Genomic DNA, 19,991 nt, shown 5'->3' with positions numbered 1-19,991 from the left:
TCATGGCCAGTAATACTAACACCATCAATAGTCTTTGGGGTTCTCTACTGATTGAAGAACTGGTTAGAAATAATGTTATTTATTTCGTGATCTCACCGGGGTCTCGTTCCACCCCCCTGACGCTTGCGATCGCACGCCATGCCCAAACACAAACAACCGTATGCTTTGATGAACGGGCGGCGGCCTTCCATGCCTTGGGCTATGCCCGAGCGACAGGCCAGCCAGCGGTGCTCGTGTGTACGTCAGGTACTGCTGCCGCTAACTATTACCCGGCGGTGATTGAGGCGGCGACAGATGCCGTTCCCCTGATTATTCTGTCCGCCGACCGTCCCCCGGAGCTGCACCAAACCGGAGCCAATCAAACCATTCAGCAACGGCACCTGTACGGACGTCATGTGCAGTGGGAGTTTGAGTTGCCCTGTCCGGATTTCCAAATAGCGCCCCAGATGCCCTTAACCACCGTTGACCAGGTGGTCTATCGCGCCCGCCGTGCTCCCGGCGGACCTGTGCATCTCAACTGCCAATTTCGAGAACCCTTAGCTCCCACAGATCAAACATCCATAGCTGACATGGATGGAATGTTTGAGAGAGACTATTTAGCGCCCTTACAGAATTGGCAAGCCCGATCCACGGCTTACAGTCACTATGGACAATCGGTCACAGTCCCCCTGGCCCCAGATATTACCCACCTGGCCGAGACCCTAAATCAGACCCAGCGGGGGCTACTGGTGGTGGGACAACTGGCCCATAAAGCCGAGCAACAGGCAGTGTTGACCCTGGCTAAACAATTAAACTGGCCAGTATTTGCCGATATTCAATCAGGTCTACGGCTAAATAGCACATTGCCAACTATTGTTCCCTATTTTGATCAGCTGTGGTTGTTGGAGAACTATCAACAATGGTCCGTAGAGACAGTGCTACAGATTGGGGGACGGCTGATTTCCAAGCGCTTTCTGCAATGGTTAACCCACCATCCACCGCAACAACACATTGTGATTGCCAACAATCCTGAGCGCCATGATCCCGCCCACACAGTATCCCTGCGCCTAGAAGCCGACCTGGGTCATCTGATGGAGCCTTTATTACCTCAACTCCATGCCCGTGGTGTTGAAACCTGGGTAACGGAACTGGTGAACGCATCTCAACATATTCACTCGATAGTGGATCAGGTGCTCCTATCCCAGTCCGCCATCAATGAACCGGCCATTGCCCGCTTGGTATCCCGTCAACTGCCCCCTGGCCATGGTCTTTATTTAGCCAACAGTATGCCAATCCGCGATATGGATATGTACGGCGCGCCTGAAGGCAATATCAAGATAGTGGGTTGCGATCGCGGTACCAGTGGGATTGAAGGTGCGATCGCCGCCGCCGCCGGATTCGCCATGGGACAACAAACCCCCGTCACCCTATTAGTGGGAGACCTATCTCTACTACACGACCTAAATTCCCTGGCAGTCCTGAAGTCCCTGGCCCAGCCCGTGATTGTTATTGTCATTAACAACGACGGTGGTGGCATATTCTCCTTTTTGCCCGTGGCCCAGTGTGACGATGTCTTTGAACCCTATTTTGGTGTCCCCCATGATCTCACCTTCAAGACCGCCAGCCAGATGTTTACTCTTGACTATTATTGTCCCCAGACGCTAGCAGACTTCACCCAGGTCTACACAACCGCTCTGGACCATCAATGTTCTGCCGTTATCGAGGTAGTCACCGATCGCCATAAGAATCTGGCTCTACATCAAACCTTGCAGCAGCAAATTGTAAAGGAACTACAACCTGCTACTATTCCCGTCTAAATTTCAGGTTCAACCAACAAAAAAGCCCAATAAGTATCATCCAAAAGAAGAACACCCATGATTACATCTATAACCACACCCATAACTACTTCGACCCCTATGACTCTCTCCTGGCAACCGATCAAATCCTACGAAGACATTCTGTATCATAAAGCTGAGGGTATTGCCAAAATCACCATTAATCGTCCCCACAAACGCAATGCATTTCGACCCCAAACAGTTTTTGAACTCTACGATGCCTTTATCGATGCTCGCGAAGATAACGCCATTGGCGTCGTCCTATTGACGGGACAGGGACCCCATAGCGATGGTAAATATGCCTTTTGTGCTGGCGGTGACGTCAGTGTGCGGGGGCACGGGGGCTATGTGGGAGACGATGGAGTACCCCGATTAAACGTTTTGGACCTGCAACGACTCATTCGGTCAATGCCCAAAGTGGTGATCGCCCTGGTGGCTGGCTATGCCATTGGGGGCGGCCATGTCCTCCATGTGGTTTGCGATCTGACCATCGCAGCAGACAATGCTATTTTTGGCCAAACGGGTCCCAAGGTCGGCAGCTTTGATGGCGGCTTTGGAGCCAGTTACCTGGCCCGCATTGTGGGCCACAAGAAAGCCCGAGAGATTTGGTACCTGTGTCGCCAGTACAACAGTAGCGAAGCCTTGGACATGGGTCTGGTGAACCAGGTTGTTCCCGTGGAGCAGCTAGAGGCAGCAGGCATTCAATGGGCAAAGGAGATTTTAACCAAGAGTCCCCTGGCCATTCGCTGTCTCAAATCCGCTTTTAATGCAGATTGTGACGGTCAAGCCGGAATTCAAGAATTAGCAGGCAATGCCACCCTGTTGTACTACATGACTGCAGAGGGCAAAGAGGGTAAGGATGCCTTCTTAGAAAAGCGTGCCCCTGATTTTGGTGATTATCCCTGGCTTCCTTAAGGTATACATCTCTCAGGTATCAATCGGTGAACGTATTAGAGCTATTGAAACAACGTACTCAGGATAACTGGCTCGTGGGACAGGATGCCCAGGCATTTCTGGCCCAGACTGAGACGCTTGCCCAAGAGTTTGCCACAGCTAAGCAGACCACCCAGGGGCAATCCATTCTGTTGGCAGAACCCGACCCTATGCGCTTTCTGGCTGGATTCCTGGCGGCCCAGGCCACTTATCCTCAGGTATTTCTCGGCAATTCTCAATGGGGAATGGTGGAATGGCAACAGGCCCTGGCCATTGCCCAGCCAGACCAGATCTGGGGAAATTGTGTTTATTTTAAGCAACCAATTGCTTTTAAGCAACCAATTGCTTTTAAGCAACCAATTGCTGGCCAAAACGTTGGTCTGGGGGCAACACCGCCATCCTCAACCCCCTCAAGCCACGATAAAAACCTGATCATGATTCCAACGGGGGGCTCCTCAGGCACCATTCGGTTTGTTATGCATCGCTGGGAAACCCTGGCCGCAGCGGCCCATGGGCTACAACACTATTTCCAAATAGCCATCGTTAATTCCCTGTGTGTTTTACCCCTTTATCACGTTAGTGGCTTCATGCAGTTTATGCGTTCTTTCCTCTCTGGAGGCAGGCTACAGGTCATGACGTTTAAGGCCCTCAAAACAGGACAGGCATTACCGATTGACCCATCGGATTGGTGTATTTCCCTGGTACCTACTCAGTTGCAAGCATTGCTGACCCAGCCCGCCCTGGCCCAATGGTTAAGCCAATGCAAAACTATTTTTCTGGGCGGTGCCCCCAGTTGGCCACAATTACTCGCCCAGGCTCGGGCCAAACGCCTGCCTCTGGCCCCTTGCTATGGCTCAACAGAAACTGCGGCCCAAATTACCACTCTGAAACCAACGAATTTTTTAGCAGGCAACCAAAGTGTCGGACAGGTGCTGCCCCATGCCCAGGTAACCATTGCGAATGATCAGGGACAGCCTGTCGCTGCCGGGACCCTGGGACAGGTTCAGATTATGGCGGACTCCTTAGCCTTAGGCTACTATCCCCACGGGTGGGATGGGCATTGGAGTAAACAACCGTCCACGGGGAGTCCCACCTCACCCAATGTTTTCAAAACTGATGATGCGGGATACCTGGATGATCAAGGCTATCTCACCCTGGTAGGCCGCCTCAGTAACAAAATTATTACCGGTGGTGAAAATGTATTCCCAGCCGAAGTTGAGTCAGCCATTCGAGCCACTGGTCTGGTAACCGATGTGGCGGTCCTGGGCATGCCGGATCCCTACTGGGGACAATGTGTTACAGCGATCTATGTGCCCCATGCTCCGGCTCTAGTAGCCGAAGAGATTTGTACAGTCCTACAGGACACCATTGCTCGCTTTAAGTGCCCCAAGCTGTGGGTTCCCGTTGCGAGCCTGCCTAGAAATGCCCAGGGCAAACTTAACCAACAAACTCTCCAGGGCGTTGTGAATCAATGGAAACAAGATCATGGTCTATAAACTCTATGGATATCCCCAGTCAGGGAATTGTTATAAGGTGCAATTGTTGTTGCATCAGCTAGCAATACCGTTTGAGTGGGTCAGCGTTGACCTACTCACAGGAGAACAGCATACTCCCGAGTATTTAGCTAAAAATCCGGCGGGGAAACTGCCTCTCCTGGAAATTCAACCGGGTCAGACTTTACCAGAATCTAATGCAATTTTGTATTATCTCAGCCAGGGTACGAATTTTCTGCCGACAGATTTGTATCAACAGGCGCAAGTGCTGCAATGGATGTTTTTTGAGCAATATAGTCATACACCCAATGTTGCGATCGCACGCTACATTGTTCGCTTTCTAGGCAACCCTCCGGACCATCAAGCCAGTCTAGCCATGAAACAAACAGCAGGCTATGCCGCACTGGATGTCATGGAGCAGCATCTGCAAACAAGGACCTTTTTTGTCGGCGAACATTACACCATTGCAGATATTAGCCTGTATGCCTATACCCATGTCGCCGATGAAGGAGATTTTGATTTAAGCAATTATCCCGCCATCAATGGTTGGTTAAATCGAGTCAAATCTCAACCCAATTATGTTGCGATCTCACATTAACCCCAGATAGGTAGGTGAGGTCGCGATCCCATTGCCACCCAACCAAACCCGTTTACCCCCGGAAACTCAACGTTTCCAATACTTTCTGCTGCTGCCCCTGCCCATTGCCTACGGGCACTTTCTACGGGCACTTTATTTATCCATCATTCCTAAATACTTAAAAGAGGTTTTCACTATGGACTTAAGTAACGTTATCCATCCTAACCAGCTGCATGGATTGTCCATTCAACAACTTGAACATATAGCTAACCAGATCAGGCAAAAGCACCTACAAACCGTCGCTGCCACGGGAGGACATTTAGGACCTGGTCTGGGAGTAGTCGAGCTCACCCTTGCCCTTTATCAAACCCTGGATTTAAACCGCGACAAAGTGATTTGGGATGTGGGTCACCAGGCCTATGCCCACAAATTAATTACAGGTCGATATCATCATTTTCACACCCTGCGTCAGAAGGCTGGCATTGCAGGTTACCTGAAACGATCGGAAAGTCAGTTTGATCATTTTGGCGCAGGTCATGCATCCACCAGTATTTCAGCGGCATTGGGGATGGCAATGGCTCGCGATCTAAAGAGGGAACAACACAAAGTGGTTGCTGTTATTGGTGATGGTGCCCTGACTGGAGGTATGGCCCTCGAAGCCATTAACCATGTCGGCCATCTGCCCCATACCAACCTGTTAGTGGTGCTGAATGATAACGAGATGTCAATCTCTCCCAATGTGGGAGCCATTGCTCGCTATTTGAATAAAATGCGGTTGAGTCCACCCATGCGGTTTCTAAGAAACCTTAAATGTTTAACGGTTCCCAAGGTAGGGGCTGTCTTTGAGGAATTGGGGTTTACCTACATGGGACCGGTTAATGGGCACAATTTAACAGAATTGATCGATAGTTTCAAAGCAGCCCACCGGCAGAACGGTCCTGTGCTGGTTCATGTCGCGACAACCAAAGGCAAGGGATATGCGATCGCAGAACAGGACCCGATCAACTACCATGCCCAAGCTTCTTTTAATCTGACCACAGGTCGGAAAAATTCTGTCCAAACGCCCGCGCCACCATCTTATTCTAAAGTGTTTGCCACCACCCTGGTCAAACTAGCAGAGACCAATCCCAACATTATTGGCATCACCGCTGCCATGGCAACGGGCACCGGTCTCAATCAACTGCAAGAGAAACTACCTAAACAGTATATTGATGTTGGCATTGCAGAACAACATGCTGTTACCCTGGCCGCTGGTCTAGCCTGTGAAGGCATGCGTCCAGTGGTGGCTATTTACTCAACCTTTTTACAGCGGGCATACGATCAGATTTTTCATGACATCTGTCTGCAAAAATTACCCGTATTTTTCTGTCTCGATCGGGCTGGCATTGTTGGAGCAGATGGGCCTACCCACCAGGGAATCTACGACATTGCCTATCTTCGTTGTTTCCCCAATATGGTGTTGATGGCCCCCAAGGATGAAGCAGAACTCCAACGCATGATAGTGACAGGTCTAAATTATACAGCTGGCCCCATTGCTGTCCGTTATCCCCGAGGCACCGGCTATGGTACCCCTCTGATGACAACAGAGTGGGAGTCACTAAAAATTGGCAAAGGTGAGGTGTTACAGCACGGTAATGACGTCATGCTAGTGGGGTATGGCTCGATGGTCTATCCTGCCATGCAGGCCGCTGCATTGCTTAGCGAACATGGCATTCAGGCCACGGTGATCAATGCGCGCTTCGTAAAACCACTGGATATAGCCCTAATTGCACCGCTGGCTCAAAAAATTGGCTGGGTTGTCACCCTGGAGGAAGGTTGTCTCATGGGGGGCTTCGGATCAGCAGTACTCGAAGCCTTATTGGATCTCAACATCACTGTTCCTGTTACCCGTATGGGTATCCCCGATACGCTTGTAGACCATGGAACAATAGATGAAGCAAAGGCTGGCTTGGGTCTCACCGCCCCCCAAATTGCAGACCAAATTCTCAGCATGGTCAATGACAGTAGCCCCACATTAACCCCCTCTACTATTCGATCATAGTTCACGCCTGATCTCAATTCAATCTTTAAACTAAGAGACCAATCCCATGCTTTCATCAAATTCACCCTCCGAGAATCTCAAAGAGACTATCAAAATCTTTGACGAACCGTATATTCAGCTATGGCGACAGGCCATCAAACTACCTCTATACAGTGTTGCCCTTATTCCCGTTTTTGTGGCAACCGCTGCCGTTTATGCTGACACTAAAACTATTGACATTGGGAATTTCTTGACATTTTTGCTCTCAATCATTTTGATCCAAATCTGGATTAACCTCAGTAACGATGTCTTCGATGCCGACACCGGTGTCGATACCCATAAGTTTCATTCCATTGTGCAACTCACTGGCCAAAAAAATATGATTTTTTGGCTTGCCAATGCCTTTGTAGCCAGCGGTCTTTTGGTAGTGGCTCCCATTGCCTGGCAACAACAGGACATGACTCTGATAGTTTTGATGCTTTTAGGCTGTTTCCTGGGCTACAGCTACCAGGGTCCCCCTTTCCGGTTTAGTTATCAGGGAATTGGGGAAATCATTTGCTTTATCTCCTATGGGCCCCTACTGATGGGGACCGCCTACTATGCTCAGACCCAAACCTGGTCAACAACCTGCCTGGCTGCATCCACCATTATCGGACTAGCCACTAGCTTGATCTTGTTTTGTGCCCACTTTCACCAGGTAGAAGATGATCTAGCCGGAGGCAAACTCTCCCCTGTCGTGAGACTAGGCACAGCCCGTTCAGCTCAGCTACTGCCCTGGTGGCAGGGGAGCATCTACGGTCTAGTCTGTTTGTTTGCGGCCCTGGGCCTGCTCCCCCCATTTACCCTGCTCAGTCTGCTCAGTCTAGTCTATGCCGTCAAACTGTCCTTCCACGTCCATCGCCATCACGATCAACCAGACCAGGTCAGCAACTGCAAGTTTGTTGCCGTGGCCATGTATTTTTCCCTGGGCCTGTTGCTCACCCTTGGGCTATTGCTTCCCCCACTTTTTTAATCCCCTTGAAGAACCTATTACAGATACATTGCAGGACTCTAGAACAAGGCACCAGGGCGGGCACAAGGCACCGCCCCTACATATCTTCTATTAAAGGATTTTTCCATGGCTTATTATCGCACCACGCTCCTCGTTCCCAATGATCGTAAAACTGCATTCAACCACACCAGTGATTTTAGGAATGCAATCTGGGATCCTCAGGTAACCTATGCCCGCAAAATAGACTCCGGTCCAGCCAAACTGGGTAGCCTATTTGTTCTAGGTACAAGTCTCTGGGGTATTCCCTTCAAGCTACCCTACCTGATTAAGGCCTTTGTGCCCGACCAGTGATTTGTAGTCGAAGGGAAAACTCCTCTGATGCAATATCAAGATGAGGTAACCTTTACCCCCATTGGAGAACAAACACAAATTAGTTATGCCGCTGAAGTTACCCTCACACCTGTTTTAAGGATATTTAATCCTCTCTTTCAATCATTATTAATCACCTAGCTGATGATGCAGTCCGAGGACTCAAGGCATCTTTAGAACAGGTCTATGTTGAAAATAGGCACACTGTGAAGCCTTAGTTTCCCCCTTCCCTCTTCCTCTTCCCCTTTCCCCTTTTTCTTTTCCCAGATTCAACTATGAAACCTCAAACCCTTAAAGAACAATTCCGAGAAGCCACTCTTGTGCGTCGGAGTCAGGTTGAAGTCAATCTCACCAGCCGAGCCAATTGCCTATTTGACTTTTGGGAACAACATCCTGAAGTCAGTTGGGTACTCCTGGCTAATTTAGTTGCTCGCAACACCGGTTGGATTATGTCAGACCTGGTCAGGGCCTGCCAATGTGCGCCCCACAGTCTTAAAATTCCCGGCTTGCCATCAGCTCACTATCAAGCATTTTTCGCATTCTTAGAAACAGGCAACTTCTTAATTTTTAGGGATGTCTTTCCTCAATTAGTGGCCTATGCCTGGGCTAAACGCTATCCAGAACAAAGTGATGTGTTTTTTGATCTATTGTCAACTGATCCTCAATTCAATGTAGATCCATTTATCATAGAACACTGGAAAGTCTTCTTTAAAGCCGCAAAAAATAATCACTGGTTTCCTGAATGGTGGAAAGAACCATCTGTCAAACGCCTGGCCTTTGCTTTGATCGCCAATGAGCAAAATCAAATCCATGATCGGCTACTCCATGATTCCCAACATCGCTATTTAGGTCGATTATTCTTCGCTATTACCCGACAAATTTTCATTGCCACTACCAAGCTAGGGCTAATGAAGCTTTGTTTTGCGGTGGCAAAATCTGAAACCAACCCGGAGACAGATCATCTTTTGATTTACACGATGTCATGTGATTTCGCACTTTTTGACAATCGGGTCAAGGTCGGACGCGATCTCTATATGGAACTGTTCAGCGAAGATAGCCGTCGGCAACGAGTTATCACCTGGGCACGGGCCCACGCTAAGTACTGGGGTAGCCGAGCTGAGTATAATCCCCAACAATATTGCCTTTATCCTCAACAGGCAAATGCCCAGAGAAAATACAGTCCACCCCTAGTCCCATGGCAAGGGGCCAAACCTGCCTGGCCCTTTGACCCCACTCAAGTGCGGCCCTATCCTCATTTACATGATACTCCCATACCATTACCTGTCAGCACCCAGACCCGAGAAAACATTGAGGAGCTATTAAGCCTTCTTACCGCAACTACTCGGTCACTCGAACCAACATCACTCTCTGAACAGGCAGAGATTATTATTGGTAAATCTTCTACGTTGCAGTTATACATTTTACTACAACAAATTTTAGGCAAAAAACGTTTACATCCAATCCTTCCTTAGAGATTATCTAGTAGATCTTCAACCTGACATCCACTGACACCACCTTTCAAGATCACAGACTTTTTCTGTAATGACATCCCCTACGCCTCTCTCTAAAGTAATGATATGGGAGATGCCAGTCAAACTAAGTCTTTCCGAAAAGCATCACCATAATTCTACCGGTGACTGAAAGGATTTTGAACTGTGGAACAATATCTAACACAAAATAAATGTCTATTTCTAACGGGAGCAACTGGATTTCTAGGTGCTTTCCTATTACAAGAACTGCTGGAACAGACTCAGGCAAAAATCTATTGTTTAGTACGGACTGTTGATACATCAACTGGCATCACTAGGCTACAAGAGAATTTGAAACATTATGGAATCTGGAAAACATCCTATCAAAAGCGCATTGTCCCCATTGTTGGGGATTTATCACAACCGCTACTGGGAATGAATGCAGATACATTTGAGGCCCTGGCAAAAGAAATTGATAGCATCTATCATAGTGGCGCTTGGTTAAATTACCTCTACCCTTATGAGCGTCTGAAGGCAGTCAATGTATCGGGCACTCAAGAGGTCTTACGATTGGCGAGCCAATCCAAAGTTAAACCTGTTCATTTTATCTCTAGCATCGCAGTTTTTGATTCCTTAAAATACGCTCAAAAGCATTTGACTGAGTTAGATTTGCCAATATATGACAGAGATATTTATTTAGGATACTCTCAAAGTAAACGGGTAGCCGAACAATTGGTTACCAAGGCGCGTGATCGTGGGCTCCCTGTCTGCATTTATCGACCTCCCTTTATCTCTGGACACAGTCAAACCGGCATCAGCAATATGGACGATCTAATCTGTCGCTTGATAGTAGGTTGTCTACAGTTGGGGCGTGCACCTGAGCTAGATTTTCTCTTAGACCTTGCGCCAGTGGACTATGTTAGTCGCGGAATTGCATATCTATCGATGCAGCCTGACTCTATCGGTAAAGTGTTTCATCTCAACAATCCCCAACCTTTCTACTGGCATCAGCTAATTGATTGGATGCAATCATCTGGGTTCCCGATTGAACGGGTTGCCTACCATAACTGGGTCAACCAACTGAGAAGTATCCGATCTGCTCACCGAAATCCCCTATCGCCATTACGACCATTTTTTCGTAAACGACTAGCGGACGCCAATATGACCTTGCCTGAACTGTATCAGCAATCTCGACGACCTCGATTTGATTGTCAATTAACTCGGACAGCTTTGTCGGAGAGCGGGATTACGTGTCCTGCTATTAATGCCTCTTTGTTGAGGACGTATTTTGAGTACTTCTGGGAAACTGGTTCTCTGACTCACTCTGATTTACCCCCTAGAGTCTCATCAAAACCGCTGTTTGCTGCCGCATAGGATTGTCGTCGAGCAAGGTAAAAATATCATGGCAATTTTTGTAACGGGTGCAACGGGTTATCTGGGTGCTTACATTGTTTATGAGTTGTTGGCCCAGACAGAAGAACGCTTTGCTTTACTCGTAAGAGCTAACTCTCTAGATCAGGCAAAAGCACGGTTATGGAAGGCTTTCCAACTGCATATGGATGCTGATGAATTCTCTCAGCTCCTACCACGGCTTGATCTATACATTGGTGATATTACTGCACCGAATTTAGGTCTCACAAACCGAGACTGGACCTGTCTTCGAGACTCAACGGAGTCTATTATCCACGCAGCCGCGATCTTAAATCGTAAGTCTCATCAGGCTTGTGTAAATGTCAATGTACGGGGCACATTGGCCGTTATTCAACTGGCTCGTGCAGCCAATACCCACCATGGATTACGTCGGTTCAGCCTACTCTCTAGTGTGGCAGTCGCTGGCCATCGGCAGGATGAGATTGTCACCGAAGCAGAGGCTATCCAGTGGGATCGGCCCGACTATGATCCCTATGGGGCGACTAAAAAACTGACGGAATATTTGGTTCAAACCTTGTTGCCCGATATTTCCTACACGATCTTTCGACCCAGTACGGTATTGGGAGATAGTCGTTTTGGGAAAACGACCCAGTTTGATACAGCACGAGCACTGGTATTACTAGCACAGACAGGCATCATTCCCCTGCAGCCCCACTGGCGTATGGATATTGTCTCAGCTGATTTTGTAGGACGTGCGATCGCAACCCTGCATCAAAAGTCTCAATTAGCCCATACGATCTACCACCTGAGTGCCGGGGAACAGTCTCTCACCTACCGTGAAATTTTAACCAGTCTGGGCCGAGCCGGACTGTTTTCACCTATATTACAACCACCCTTCGAGTGGCTAGTGCAAAGATTAGCCACCACACCCCGCTCTTGGAAAATCTCTCGGTTAGCGACCTCACTAAAAGTCTTTATGCCGTATCTGACATTCAATACCGTTTTTGATAATCAACGCATTATTCAGGAATTGGGCGACAGCCCTCCATCATTCCGAGCTTATGGTGCTAACCTGTATCGCTTTTTAGTGGAGCACCATTGTCAGTTTCCCTATCAGCTTACTCCTGTGCCATCAGTCCTTGCCAGTGGAGTTTAACCATGATCAATCCATTCGATATTGACCAACTTCTACGATGGGTCGCGGGCGGCTATACCCAGGCCTTACGATATCGATGCGATCGCGCTGAATGGCAGCCCGGTCAGCGTCTGAAGCTATTACTCACAGGCTATAACGGAGCTCGCAATACGGGGGCCGACGTCCGTGTTGCCGAAATTATACGACAACTGCATCATTTACTCGGAAGAGACAAGGTTGACCTGACGGTGACCACCCTGAACCCACAATTGACAATGGGATATTTTCAAGGAGCCCAACAGGTACGATTACCCCACGTATTCCCGCAATTCTTGTATAACGAATGTCCCCAGCACCATGGTGTAATCGCCTGCGAAGGCTCCATGTTCAAATCCAAATTTGCCGATGCCCTCTCTACCATGATGGCCATGTCTCTAGGATTAGCTGCCACTGAGAACAAACTGAGTGTCGGCTATGGAGCCGAAGCTGGAGCCATGAACAACAGGTTAAGCCAGTTTGTTCAACACCATTGTCGAGATTCTTTGATTCTCTGTCGTAATCGTCCCTCCCAGCGACTACTCAGTGAAAAATTAGGCATTCGTAGCACTGGCGGCACCGATACAGCCTGGACCTTTGAGCCAGCTCCCTTAGGTCATGGCGCTGCATTACTTAAACGAGCGGGCTGGGACGGTCGCTGTCCAGTTTTAGCAATCTGTCCGATTAATCCCTTCTGGTGGCCGGTCAAACCCAGTATGGAAAAATGGCTAGGTAATCACCTGGCTGGGTTATATCGAGAGCAACATTATTGTTCTCTTTACTTTCACCACCAATCCCAAGTTGCTAACCAAAAATATTCTAACTATATTAAGGGTCTGGCCCAAGCTGTAAATACATTTTGTCAGCAGCGAGAGATCTTTCCCATTGTGGTAGGTATGGAGCAAATCGATCGCCAAGCCTGCAAAGATTTAGCGGCAGCGCTCGATCAAAACGTGCCTTATTTCATCAGCGATCAACACAATATGTATAGTCTGGTCAGCCTGCTACGCAATTGTGACTTGCTGGTCAGTTCTCGCTTCCATGCCATTTTAACAACAATGCCAGCTCAGGTGCCTGCCGTCGGCGTCACCATGGATGAACGCATTCGCAACTTGATGCATGAACAGGGACACCATGAGTTGTTACTAGACGTAGACGATCCTAATCTGGGAGAAAAACTACTGCCCCTGTTACACCGACTTGAACAAGATCGAGATACGGTAGCTCATAAGATTGGACAAACGGTCGCTGATCAACTGCAGCATATGGGTCACATGGGCATCGCGTTCATGGCAGAAGTCAGCCGGATATATCCTGACTTTCCCCAGCCTCAAAGGTCTCCCACTTGGGAGACCCACCTCCCACCGCTATCGCCCACACTCACCCATCTTTTAGAAAATTATGCCTAGAGATAACTGTTTCGAATTGTCTATATGATTTAAGCTTTATGCCCGAAATTTTCTGCAGAAGCCAATCCAGAATATCTATAATCGACCCCGCCGTAACCCCAAACATAATGCCATTAGGAATAACCTAGTACGTTGGGTTGTAGGGCGGCGTAACGGCCCTGCCCAGGGGGTTTGGGGAACTCGGAGGGACCCCAAGCAACACCTTTAAACTCCCCATCAGCCAACTAAGCTATTTTCCTATTTATTCATATCAACTTTAAGTCTTCCTTTGCCTTCTATACCCCAACCACCATTATGACTATCCTGAATCAAATCTATAACAACTTACAGCAACTCCAGGACCAACCAATTCTACATGAAATCCATAATCAACAACAAATAGACATTTCAGCTAAAGCCTTAGATCAACAAATTTGCCGAGCTCGCACATTTCTGACCACCCAAGGCATTTGCCCAGGAGATCGAGTAGCACTGCTCGCGCCCAATTCAGCCAATTGGGTGGCCATAGACCTGGCAATAATTGCTGTTGGTGCGATCGCAGTTCCCCTATACCATCGCCAACGTCCTGAGATCCTAGCTAATATGCTCGCTGATTGTCAGCCCAGCTTGCTAATTGTTACTGATGATGAGTTAGCAGAAACCATTGCGTCCGTTTGGGCAACCCCTTGTCCAATAGTTTTAATGAAAACTGTTTTTGAAGCTGAACCAACCCAGTCCGCGCCTTATCCCATTGCCCCAACAGATACAGTTACCATTATCTATACCTCAGGGACCAGCGGGGATCCCAAGGGAGTTATGCTGACCCGCGCCAACTATGATGCTGTCATTCCCCGAATGAGCCAGCGGTTTGCTCAGATTACCAAGCGCTCAACTGCCAACGACAGGGTATTTCACTTCTTGCCATTTTGTTTTGCACCAGCTCGCCTGGTGTTATGGACCCAGCTCTATCGGGCCAATGCCATCACCTTATCCACCTGTCTCCAGGATTTAGCCAATGAGATCAAGACAGTTAACCCCAATTACTTTCTCACCGTCCCCATGGTCTTAGAGCGATTCCGATCCGGCATTGAACAGCACTTACAACGGAAAAGAATGCTCTGGTTGCTGAAGATGGCTCATCAAGCTTACCAACGGTGTCAGAATGGTCGTACTGTCTGGTTTGATCAGCTGATTGTTAAGGCGGCCCAACAAGGACTCTGCTCACGATTAAAAAACAACATTGCTTCGAATCTACAGTTGATTATCTGTGGCTCAGCGCCCTTAAGTCCAGAAACCCAAAGCTGGTTTGAGATGCTGGGAATTCCTATCTATCAAGGCTATGGTCTGACGGAGACAACTGGCATTGTCACCCTAGAAACGTTAGATCGAATAGAGTTAGGCCATGTAGGCTCACCAATTGAGGGATGTGAGCTCAAACTGACTCCCCAGGGCGAACTCATTTGCCGGGGACCTAATCTCTTTAAAGGCTATTGGCATCGTCCAGAGGCAACGGCCCAGGTACTTCGTGACGGTTGGTTTTATACAGGTGATCGGGCCGTGATCAATCAGCAGGGCAGCTGGCGCATGATGGGTCGCCTTAAACATATTTTGGTGCCCACATCGGGTCACAATATTTCGCCAGAACCGCTGGAACAACAATTGATCGAGGCCTGTGACGGCATTGATCAAGCCTTACTGGTGGGTCATGGTCGCCCCTTTTTGAGCGCGATTGTGGTCGGTTCAGCTGATGAGTCCGCTCTCACGGCTGCGCTTCAGATTGTTAACAAAAGAGTGCCCCATTATCAAAAAATTCGCAAGTTTTACCGAACTGCTGAGCCCTTTAGCCTGGCCAATGGCTTACTCACAGCCAATGGCAAACTGCGGCGCACAGAGATTGAATCACGCTTTCACCAGGTCGTGGAACAACTCTATCAATCTGCTTAAAAAACGCCGTTGCTGATTTAAGGGATGAACCGTTCTGTCAGAAGTGCTATGTGCCAATGTCTTTCAGATGAAATCGTACCGAGGATCAGCAACACCTAAAAAAAATATTGAACATCTATTGAGATAATCAGATGAATGAACTAAACCATTGGCATCCTGTTCTAAAAAGTGCCGCCCTGCGCCAAAAGCCCATCGGTATTGAACTATGTGGACAAGAGATTGTCTTATTTCGTACCCAGTCTGGTAAGGTAGGGGCGCTCAAGGACAGGTGTCCCCATCGACGAATGCGACTCAGCTTGGGCTGGGTTGAGGCAGAACAACTCGTGTGCCCCTTTCATGGTTGGCGCTATGGCTGTGACGGCCAGGGACATAGCCCCAGTACTCCCCGATTGAAACCCTGCGCCGAACAATTTGAAACGGCAGAACGTTACGGCTGGATCTGGCTAAAAGCGGCCAAGAGTGAGACTAGTTTACCTGACCTGGATTTCCCCGACTACCATTTGGCCTGCAGCCTGGAACATCGTATCCAGGCTCCCCTGGAGCTAGTGATCGATATCTTTGCTGAGATGGAGCATGCGCCCACCAGCCATACCTTCTTTGGCTATGGGCGATCGCAGGTGGCCGATGTGGAACCAAGATTTGATTTTAGCGATCCGACAACGATTAAATTGCTCTCCATCGTCCCGCAACGTTCACTGCCCTGGATATTTGAAAAGATGTTTGGCATTCGCGGTGGCGATCGCTTTTTTAATCATCTGACCATGCATTTCTCGCCCATGTACCATACCTATGAGATCTATTGGGAACAACAGAAAACGGGTCAGCTTCGCCAGGAGCGTTTGCTGTCAGTCTTTTTCTTTAATCCTATTAACAGTGATGAAACCCAATGCATGTCGTTACATTACTTGAGTAAGCCTCAGTGGGGAATGCCAGTATTTCACCTGTTGCAAAAGCATGTGTTGAAATATGTGCTTGACCATGAGGTAAAGCGAGATAAATGGGTCTTAGAAAATATTGCTGACAAGCAAGTCGATCTCCAGCAGCTATGCCTAGGACGATTTGACCGCATCCTGATTGAATATCGCAAACGTCTGCAACGCATTTATCGAGGGCAAGGGGCAGTATCGTCTGCGACACAGTCAGAACCGTCAAAGATAACGCAAGCACTCTATCAACTGGCAAGCTCTTCAAATTTTCCGAAAGATAGAAGCATTTGAGCTGACCTGACATTACCTGACAGGTTGTATTAGGACTCCAGACTTTTTCTGTAATGACTGATCACATCACCTTTTATACATTTAATAATGTGGGGTGAACACATGGGTGTTCAATAATTGCCTCATTCAAACTGACACATTCTGACAACCAAAGTCTTACAGGAAAGTCCAAACATGTTTGATCAATTCAAAGCTTTGCTCAGTAATAGACATCAGCTAGAACAACATATCGCTGATGCTGACAATCTAACGGATAATGCCACACTGCCTCATGCTAAGTCTGAACAGCCTCAAGTAATAGCATTTAGTGTGGAAGACTTAGTCGCGATCGCAGGCGGTGCAGGCGGCATTGGCTCAGATGGCGGCATTGGCTCAGATGCCGATCTTTAGTAAGTATTATATGTGGTGTTAAAAGAAGATAATCATGCTGAACCAAGCAAACTCTCTCTCAATCAACGCACAACTTCAGCCGCAAGCCAAACATGTTAAAAGTTTAACGGATAGTGCCACACCGCCTAAATCGTCTTCTGAACAACTTCAAGCTGACCATTCATCAAACTCAGCAAATACTATGGAGCTAGTGGAACAAGAGTTAGAGAAGATCTTTGCTGGAACAGCTGTTGATCCTAATTTTCCACCTGATCCTGACCTACCCCCCATCTTTCCCGGCTTACCAAATCATAACGAAACAATGGTTGGCGTAGACAATGATGCTTAATTCTAAATCTTCGCGTTTAGCAAGTAACCCCTATACACTCGGTTATAATCCGGTTTCCGTAGCCATTATGGCTAGTCGTACCGCGCAGCATAATGCCTCTTTTTTCCGAGAGCATCTTGCTCCAGGTATGGATGTGCTCGATGTTGGCTGTGGTCCTGGTTCTATTACAGTAGGGTTGGCTGATATTGTTACCCCGGGCAAAGTCATAGGTATCGACATTGAGCCCTCGCAAGTTGCCTTAGGGCAATCTCGGGCACAAAAGCTTGGATTATCAAACTGCCAATTTGAGACTGCCAGTGTGGTCGATTTGCCTATGGCAGACCAAACATTTGATGCTGTCTACGGGCATACTATCCTGATGCAGTTTGCAGATATAAGTTCGACTTTATCAGAAATAAAAAGAGTATTAAAGCCTGGTGGTCTTGTGGGGTTTCGAGAAAACGATTTGAGTGCCAGCCTCTATCATTCCGAGACTTCAAGTTTGAAAGAGATGATGGAGATTTTTAGACGGGCAATGATTCACAATGCGGGTAACCCTGATATTGGGAGGTTATTGCCATCAGTCTTATCACAAGTAGGTTTTGACCTTGTGAGTGTAGACGCTAGTTATTCCTATGCTTCAACCACTGCAGACAAGAAAGTCATGTATGCAGCCATGGCTCAGTTATGGAAACATGCAGACTTTCCAACTCAAGCGGAAAAACTAGGATGGATCACATCCCAAGAGAGGCATCAGATGCCTGAACGTCTCATTTTAGAAGCAAAGGAGCCAGACAGTTTTAATGCTATCCCTTGCATTGAGATTGTTGCCCGCAAGCGTGAATAAGCATCAGCATAGGCCAGGATAAATATCACCATATTACAGATGCCCTAATGACAAATCTAATTATTCTGACTTTACCTGACATGTTTTTTGTTATCCTCAGACTTTTCCTGTAACGACAACTTATCTCATTTTCAATAGCATTGAAAAGAACTATCTCAATGCAAAACAGTATTTTATGTTGAACCAACTCAAAGCCTTAAGCAACAATATACAATTGTGGCGACAGGTAAAAACCGTTGACAATCTAGACGATGCGATCGCACTGATCAAATCTGCTGGAGCCCAAAAGGGGTATCAGTTTTCCCATGATGGTCTGACTCAATTGCTCCAAAGCCAGGTAGAGACCATCGACGAAAAAAGCCTACTTGATGTTGCTGGAGGAGCTCATGGGGCTTTTACAGGTCGTGTTAGCTGTTCTCCCTACACTTGCTGAAATCTTTCTCTAACTATTCTAGATTCCAGCCTAAATATGTCCAAATCTTGTCAAAAAAGAGTCTGACAGGGTGGCATCGCCCATCTTGTTCAAGTTTAATTTCAAATCCAGCTCTCACAAGAAGGAAATTCAGACATGTTAAATCAACTCAAAACGTTACTCAGTGACGCTCAACTACATCAACAGATCAAAGCAGCCAATACGTTAGAAGATGCGATCTCACTTCTCAAAGCTACTGGCACTGAAAAGGGGTTGCTATTTCCCAACAATGAGCTTGATCAGCTAATTGACAACCAATTGAAACCGATAGATTTGAGTGAAGCTAAGCTAATCTCTGCAGCTGGAGGATTTGATGGCAACAAGCCTAGAGTCACAGACAAATGCTATTAATTAATATACAAAGGTATATTATCGCCCTACATGACGTACTAATTTCTGACTAAACTTAGCTTTAATAGAAGTCTATGTAAGTTAATCAATGCCTGCATGGACTTCTGTATTTTTCTCACTATCTGACATCACCTGACCATTAGCATTGATTTTCAGACAGTTCCTGCAACGACAATCAGTCTAACGCTTCGTAAAGTGATAACTAAGGTCTATGGCAAGCAAACAAGTTCTTCCATAAACCTGAAAACAGTAATTCACCCATTGCGGTGATCTTAATCTCAAAAGGAGAAAATCATGCTAAACCAAATTCAAGCATTGCTAATTAATACAAAACTGCATCAACAAATCAAGAAAGCCAATAGCCTAGCAAATGCAATTTCACTTATCAAAACAGCCAGTGATAAAAAAGGATATCAATTCTCAAATGAACCCTTGCCCAACTCATTAAAAATCAACTAAGTCCTGTAGAACTGACAGAAACAGAATTGCTTTCTATAGCCGGAGCTGGAGGTCGCAAAAGAAGCGACGTACTCAGGAATTAATTATGGCTTATGAGAACAGTCATAGCACCCTCCATAATGTGTTGACACAAAAAAGACTTGTTGAAGAGAGGCAAGGAAAATAAGGAAAAGAGGAGAAGGAGGAATGTTATTTATTTATTTGCATTTTCTTTACCTATTTTATTAATGTGAATCTCAAAAGGAGAAAAGAATGTTGAATCGACTTAAAGTGTTGCTCAATAATGTACGACTACAGTAGCAGCTCAAAGCTGTTAGTAATCTGGAGAATGCGATCGCACTAATCAAATCTGCTGGAGCCCAAAAGGGGTATCAGTTTTCCCATGATGGTCTGGCTCAATTGCTCCAA

At 47.2% G+C, this 19,991-nt stretch carries 19 protein-coding genes; all 19 read left to right on the top strand.

What is annotated here, in order from left to right; genetic code table 11:
• Positions 1-2: 2 nt before the first annotated feature.
• The 19 genes from menD to IXB50_RS10225 all read left to right on the top strand — a co-directional run bounded on the left by menD (position 3) and on the right by IXB50_RS10225 (position 19,583).
• Positions 3-1,796 carry a 2-succinyl-5-enolpyruvyl-6-hydroxy-3-cyclohexene-1-carboxylic-acid synthase gene (gene menD / locus IXB50_RS10315; RefSeq protein ID WP_215608883.1) on the top strand — a complete coding sequence of 598 codons (1,794 nt, stop codon included), beginning with the start codon at positions 3-5 and terminating at the stop codon, positions 1,794-1,796.
• Between the two features lie 99 nt (positions 1,797-1,895).
• Positions 1,896-2,729 carry a 1,4-dihydroxy-2-naphthoyl-CoA synthase gene (gene menB / locus IXB50_RS10310; protein ID WP_215608882.1) on the top strand — a complete coding sequence of 278 codons (834 nt, stop codon included), beginning with the start codon at positions 1,896-1,898 and terminating at the stop codon, positions 2,727-2,729.
• Positions 2,730-2,755: 26 nt separating this feature from the next.
• A complete protein-coding gene (locus tag IXB50_RS10305) occupies positions 2,756-4,243 on the top strand; it encodes a 2-succinylbenzoate--CoA ligase (RefSeq protein ID WP_215608881.1) in 1,488 nt (495 codons plus the stop codon).
• Positions 4,233-4,838 (top strand): glutathione S-transferase family protein, encoded by a 606-nt coding sequence (locus IXB50_RS10300; protein ID WP_215608880.1) that lies wholly within the window; start codon positions 4,233-4,235, stop codon positions 4,836-4,838. The genes IXB50_RS10305 and IXB50_RS10300 overlap by 11 nt, the downstream gene beginning before the upstream one ends.
• Before the next feature lie 175 nt (positions 4,839-5,013).
• Complete coding sequence (gene dxs, locus IXB50_RS10295) at positions 5,014-6,858, top strand: 1-deoxy-D-xylulose-5-phosphate synthase (RefSeq protein ID WP_215608879.1); 1,845 nt, start codon at positions 5,014-5,016, stop codon at positions 6,856-6,858.
• Positions 6,859-6,904: 46 nt separating this feature from the next.
• Positions 6,905-7,849 (top strand): 2-carboxy-1,4-naphthoquinone phytyltransferase, encoded by a 945-nt coding sequence (gene menA, locus IXB50_RS10290; protein WP_215608878.1) that lies wholly within the window; start codon positions 6,905-6,907, stop codon positions 7,847-7,849.
• A 105-nt stretch (positions 7,850-7,954) separates the two neighbouring features.
• Positions 7,955-8,179: an SRPBCC family protein gene (locus tag IXB50_RS10285; protein WP_215608877.1), complete on the top strand. Its 225-nt coding sequence runs from the start codon at positions 7,955-7,957 to the stop codon at positions 8,177-8,179.
• Between the two features lie 293 nt (positions 8,180-8,472).
• Complete coding sequence (locus IXB50_RS10280; protein ID WP_215608876.1) at positions 8,473-9,669, top strand: DUF2515 family protein; 1,197 nt, start codon at positions 8,473-8,475, stop codon at positions 9,667-9,669.
• 183 nt (positions 9,670-9,852) lie between these two features.
• Positions 9,853-11,040, top strand: a complete 1,188-nt coding sequence (locus IXB50_RS10275) for a thioester reductase domain-containing protein (protein ID WP_215608875.1) — start codon at positions 9,853-9,855, stop codon at positions 11,038-11,040.
• Between the two features lie 28 nt (positions 11,041-11,068).
• On the top strand, positions 11,069-12,193 hold the full coding sequence (locus tag IXB50_RS10270) for an SDR family oxidoreductase (RefSeq protein ID WP_215608874.1): 1,125 nt from the start codon (positions 11,069-11,071) through the stop codon (positions 12,191-12,193).
• Between the two features lie 2 nt (positions 12,194-12,195).
• Positions 12,196-13,617: a polysaccharide pyruvyl transferase family protein gene (locus IXB50_RS10265; RefSeq protein ID WP_215608873.1), complete on the top strand. Its 1,422-nt coding sequence runs from the start codon at positions 12,196-12,198 to the stop codon at positions 13,615-13,617.
• Positions 13,618-13,911: 294 nt separating this feature from the next.
• Positions 13,912-15,540 (top strand): AMP-dependent synthetase/ligase, encoded by a 1,629-nt coding sequence (locus IXB50_RS10260; RefSeq protein ID WP_215608872.1) that lies wholly within the window; start codon positions 13,912-13,914, stop codon positions 15,538-15,540.
• 131 nt (positions 15,541-15,671) lie between these two features.
• Positions 15,672-16,757: a Rieske 2Fe-2S domain-containing protein gene (locus IXB50_RS10255; protein WP_215608871.1), complete on the top strand. Its 1,086-nt coding sequence runs from the start codon at positions 15,672-15,674 to the stop codon at positions 16,755-16,757.
• Positions 16,758-16,931: 174 nt separating this feature from the next.
• The gene (locus tag IXB50_RS10250; protein ID WP_215608870.1) at positions 16,932-17,147 is read left to right on the top strand and encodes a hypothetical protein; all 216 of its coding nucleotides are present in this window, start codon (positions 16,932-16,934) and stop codon (positions 17,145-17,147) included.
• 34 nt (positions 17,148-17,181) lie between these two features.
• On the top strand, positions 17,182-17,475 hold the full coding sequence (locus IXB50_RS10245; protein ID WP_215608869.1) for a hypothetical protein: 294 nt from the start codon (positions 17,182-17,184) through the stop codon (positions 17,473-17,475).
• Complete coding sequence (locus IXB50_RS10240) at positions 17,465-18,301, top strand: methyltransferase domain-containing protein (RefSeq protein WP_215608868.1); 837 nt, start codon at positions 17,465-17,467, stop codon at positions 18,299-18,301. The genes IXB50_RS10245 and IXB50_RS10240 overlap by 11 nt, the downstream gene beginning before the upstream one ends.
• Positions 18,302-18,476: 175 nt before the next feature.
• The gene (locus tag IXB50_RS10235; protein WP_215608867.1) at positions 18,477-18,734 is read left to right on the top strand and encodes a Nif11-like leader peptide family natural product precursor; all 258 of its coding nucleotides are present in this window, start codon (positions 18,477-18,479) and stop codon (positions 18,732-18,734) included.
• A 135-nt stretch (positions 18,735-18,869) separates the two neighbouring features.
• On the top strand, positions 18,870-19,124 hold the full coding sequence (locus tag IXB50_RS10230; protein ID WP_215608866.1) for a hypothetical protein: 255 nt from the start codon (positions 18,870-18,872) through the stop codon (positions 19,122-19,124).
• A 294-nt stretch (positions 19,125-19,418) separates the two neighbouring features.
• The gene (locus tag IXB50_RS10225; protein ID WP_215608865.1) at positions 19,419-19,583 is read left to right on the top strand and encodes a hypothetical protein; all 165 of its coding nucleotides are present in this window, start codon (positions 19,419-19,421) and stop codon (positions 19,581-19,583) included.
• Positions 19,584-19,991: the final 408 nt, after the last annotated feature.

The organism is Leptothoe spongobia TAU-MAC 1115 (assembly GCF_018739885.1).
GTDB classification, from domain to species: domain Bacteria; phylum Cyanobacteriota; class Cyanobacteriia; order Phormidesmidales; family Phormidesmidaceae; genus Leptothoe; species Leptothoe spongobia.
Note: the sequence above shows the minus strand (reverse complement) of the source record. Positions and strands in the feature narration are given on the sequence as shown.

Bases quoted from the DNA above. Each gene is read 5' to 3' on its own strand.
- menD (WP_215608883.1), top strand. From the start codon at position 3: ATGGCCAGTAATACTAACACCATCAATAGTCTTTGGGGTTCTCTACTG.
- menB (WP_215608882.1), top strand. From the start codon at position 1,896: ATGACTCTCTCCTGGCAACCGATCAAATCCTACGAAGACATTCTGTAT.
- IXB50_RS10300 (WP_215608880.1), top strand. From the start codon at position 4,233: ATGGTCTATAAACTCTATGGATATCCCCAGTCAGGGAATTGTTATAAG.
- dxs (WP_215608879.1), top strand. From the start codon at position 5,014: ATGGACTTAAGTAACGTTATCCATCCTAACCAGCTGCATGGATTGTCC.
- menA (WP_215608878.1), top strand. From the start codon at position 6,905: ATGCTTTCATCAAATTCACCCTCCGAGAATCTCAAAGAGACTATCAAA.
- IXB50_RS10285 (WP_215608877.1), top strand. From the start codon at position 7,955: ATGGCTTATTATCGCACCACGCTCCTCGTTCCCAATGATCGTAAAACT.
- IXB50_RS10280 (WP_215608876.1), top strand. From the start codon at position 8,473: ATGAAACCTCAAACCCTTAAAGAACAATTCCGAGAAGCCACTCTTGTG.
- IXB50_RS10270 (WP_215608874.1), top strand. From the start codon at position 11,069: ATGGCAATTTTTGTAACGGGTGCAACGGGTTATCTGGGTGCTTACATT.
- IXB50_RS10265 (WP_215608873.1), top strand. From the start codon at position 12,196: ATGATCAATCCATTCGATATTGACCAACTTCTACGATGGGTCGCGGGC.
- IXB50_RS10260 (WP_215608872.1), top strand. From the start codon at position 13,912: ATGACTATCCTGAATCAAATCTATAACAACTTACAGCAACTCCAGGAC.
- IXB50_RS10255 (WP_215608871.1), top strand. From the start codon at position 15,672: ATGAATGAACTAAACCATTGGCATCCTGTTCTAAAAAGTGCCGCCCTG.
- IXB50_RS10250 (WP_215608870.1), top strand. From the start codon at position 16,932: ATGTTTGATCAATTCAAAGCTTTGCTCAGTAATAGACATCAGCTAGAA.
- IXB50_RS10245 (WP_215608869.1), top strand. From the start codon at position 17,182: ATGCTGAACCAAGCAAACTCTCTCTCAATCAACGCACAACTTCAGCCG.
- IXB50_RS10240 (WP_215608868.1), top strand. From the start codon at position 17,465: ATGATGCTTAATTCTAAATCTTCGCGTTTAGCAAGTAACCCCTATACA.
- IXB50_RS10235 (WP_215608867.1), top strand. From the start codon at position 18,477: ATGTTGAACCAACTCAAAGCCTTAAGCAACAATATACAATTGTGGCGA.
- IXB50_RS10230 (WP_215608866.1), top strand. From the start codon at position 18,870: ATGTTAAATCAACTCAAAACGTTACTCAGTGACGCTCAACTACATCAA.
- IXB50_RS10225 (WP_215608865.1), top strand. From the start codon at position 19,419: ATGCTAAACCAAATTCAAGCATTGCTAATTAATACAAAACTGCATCAA.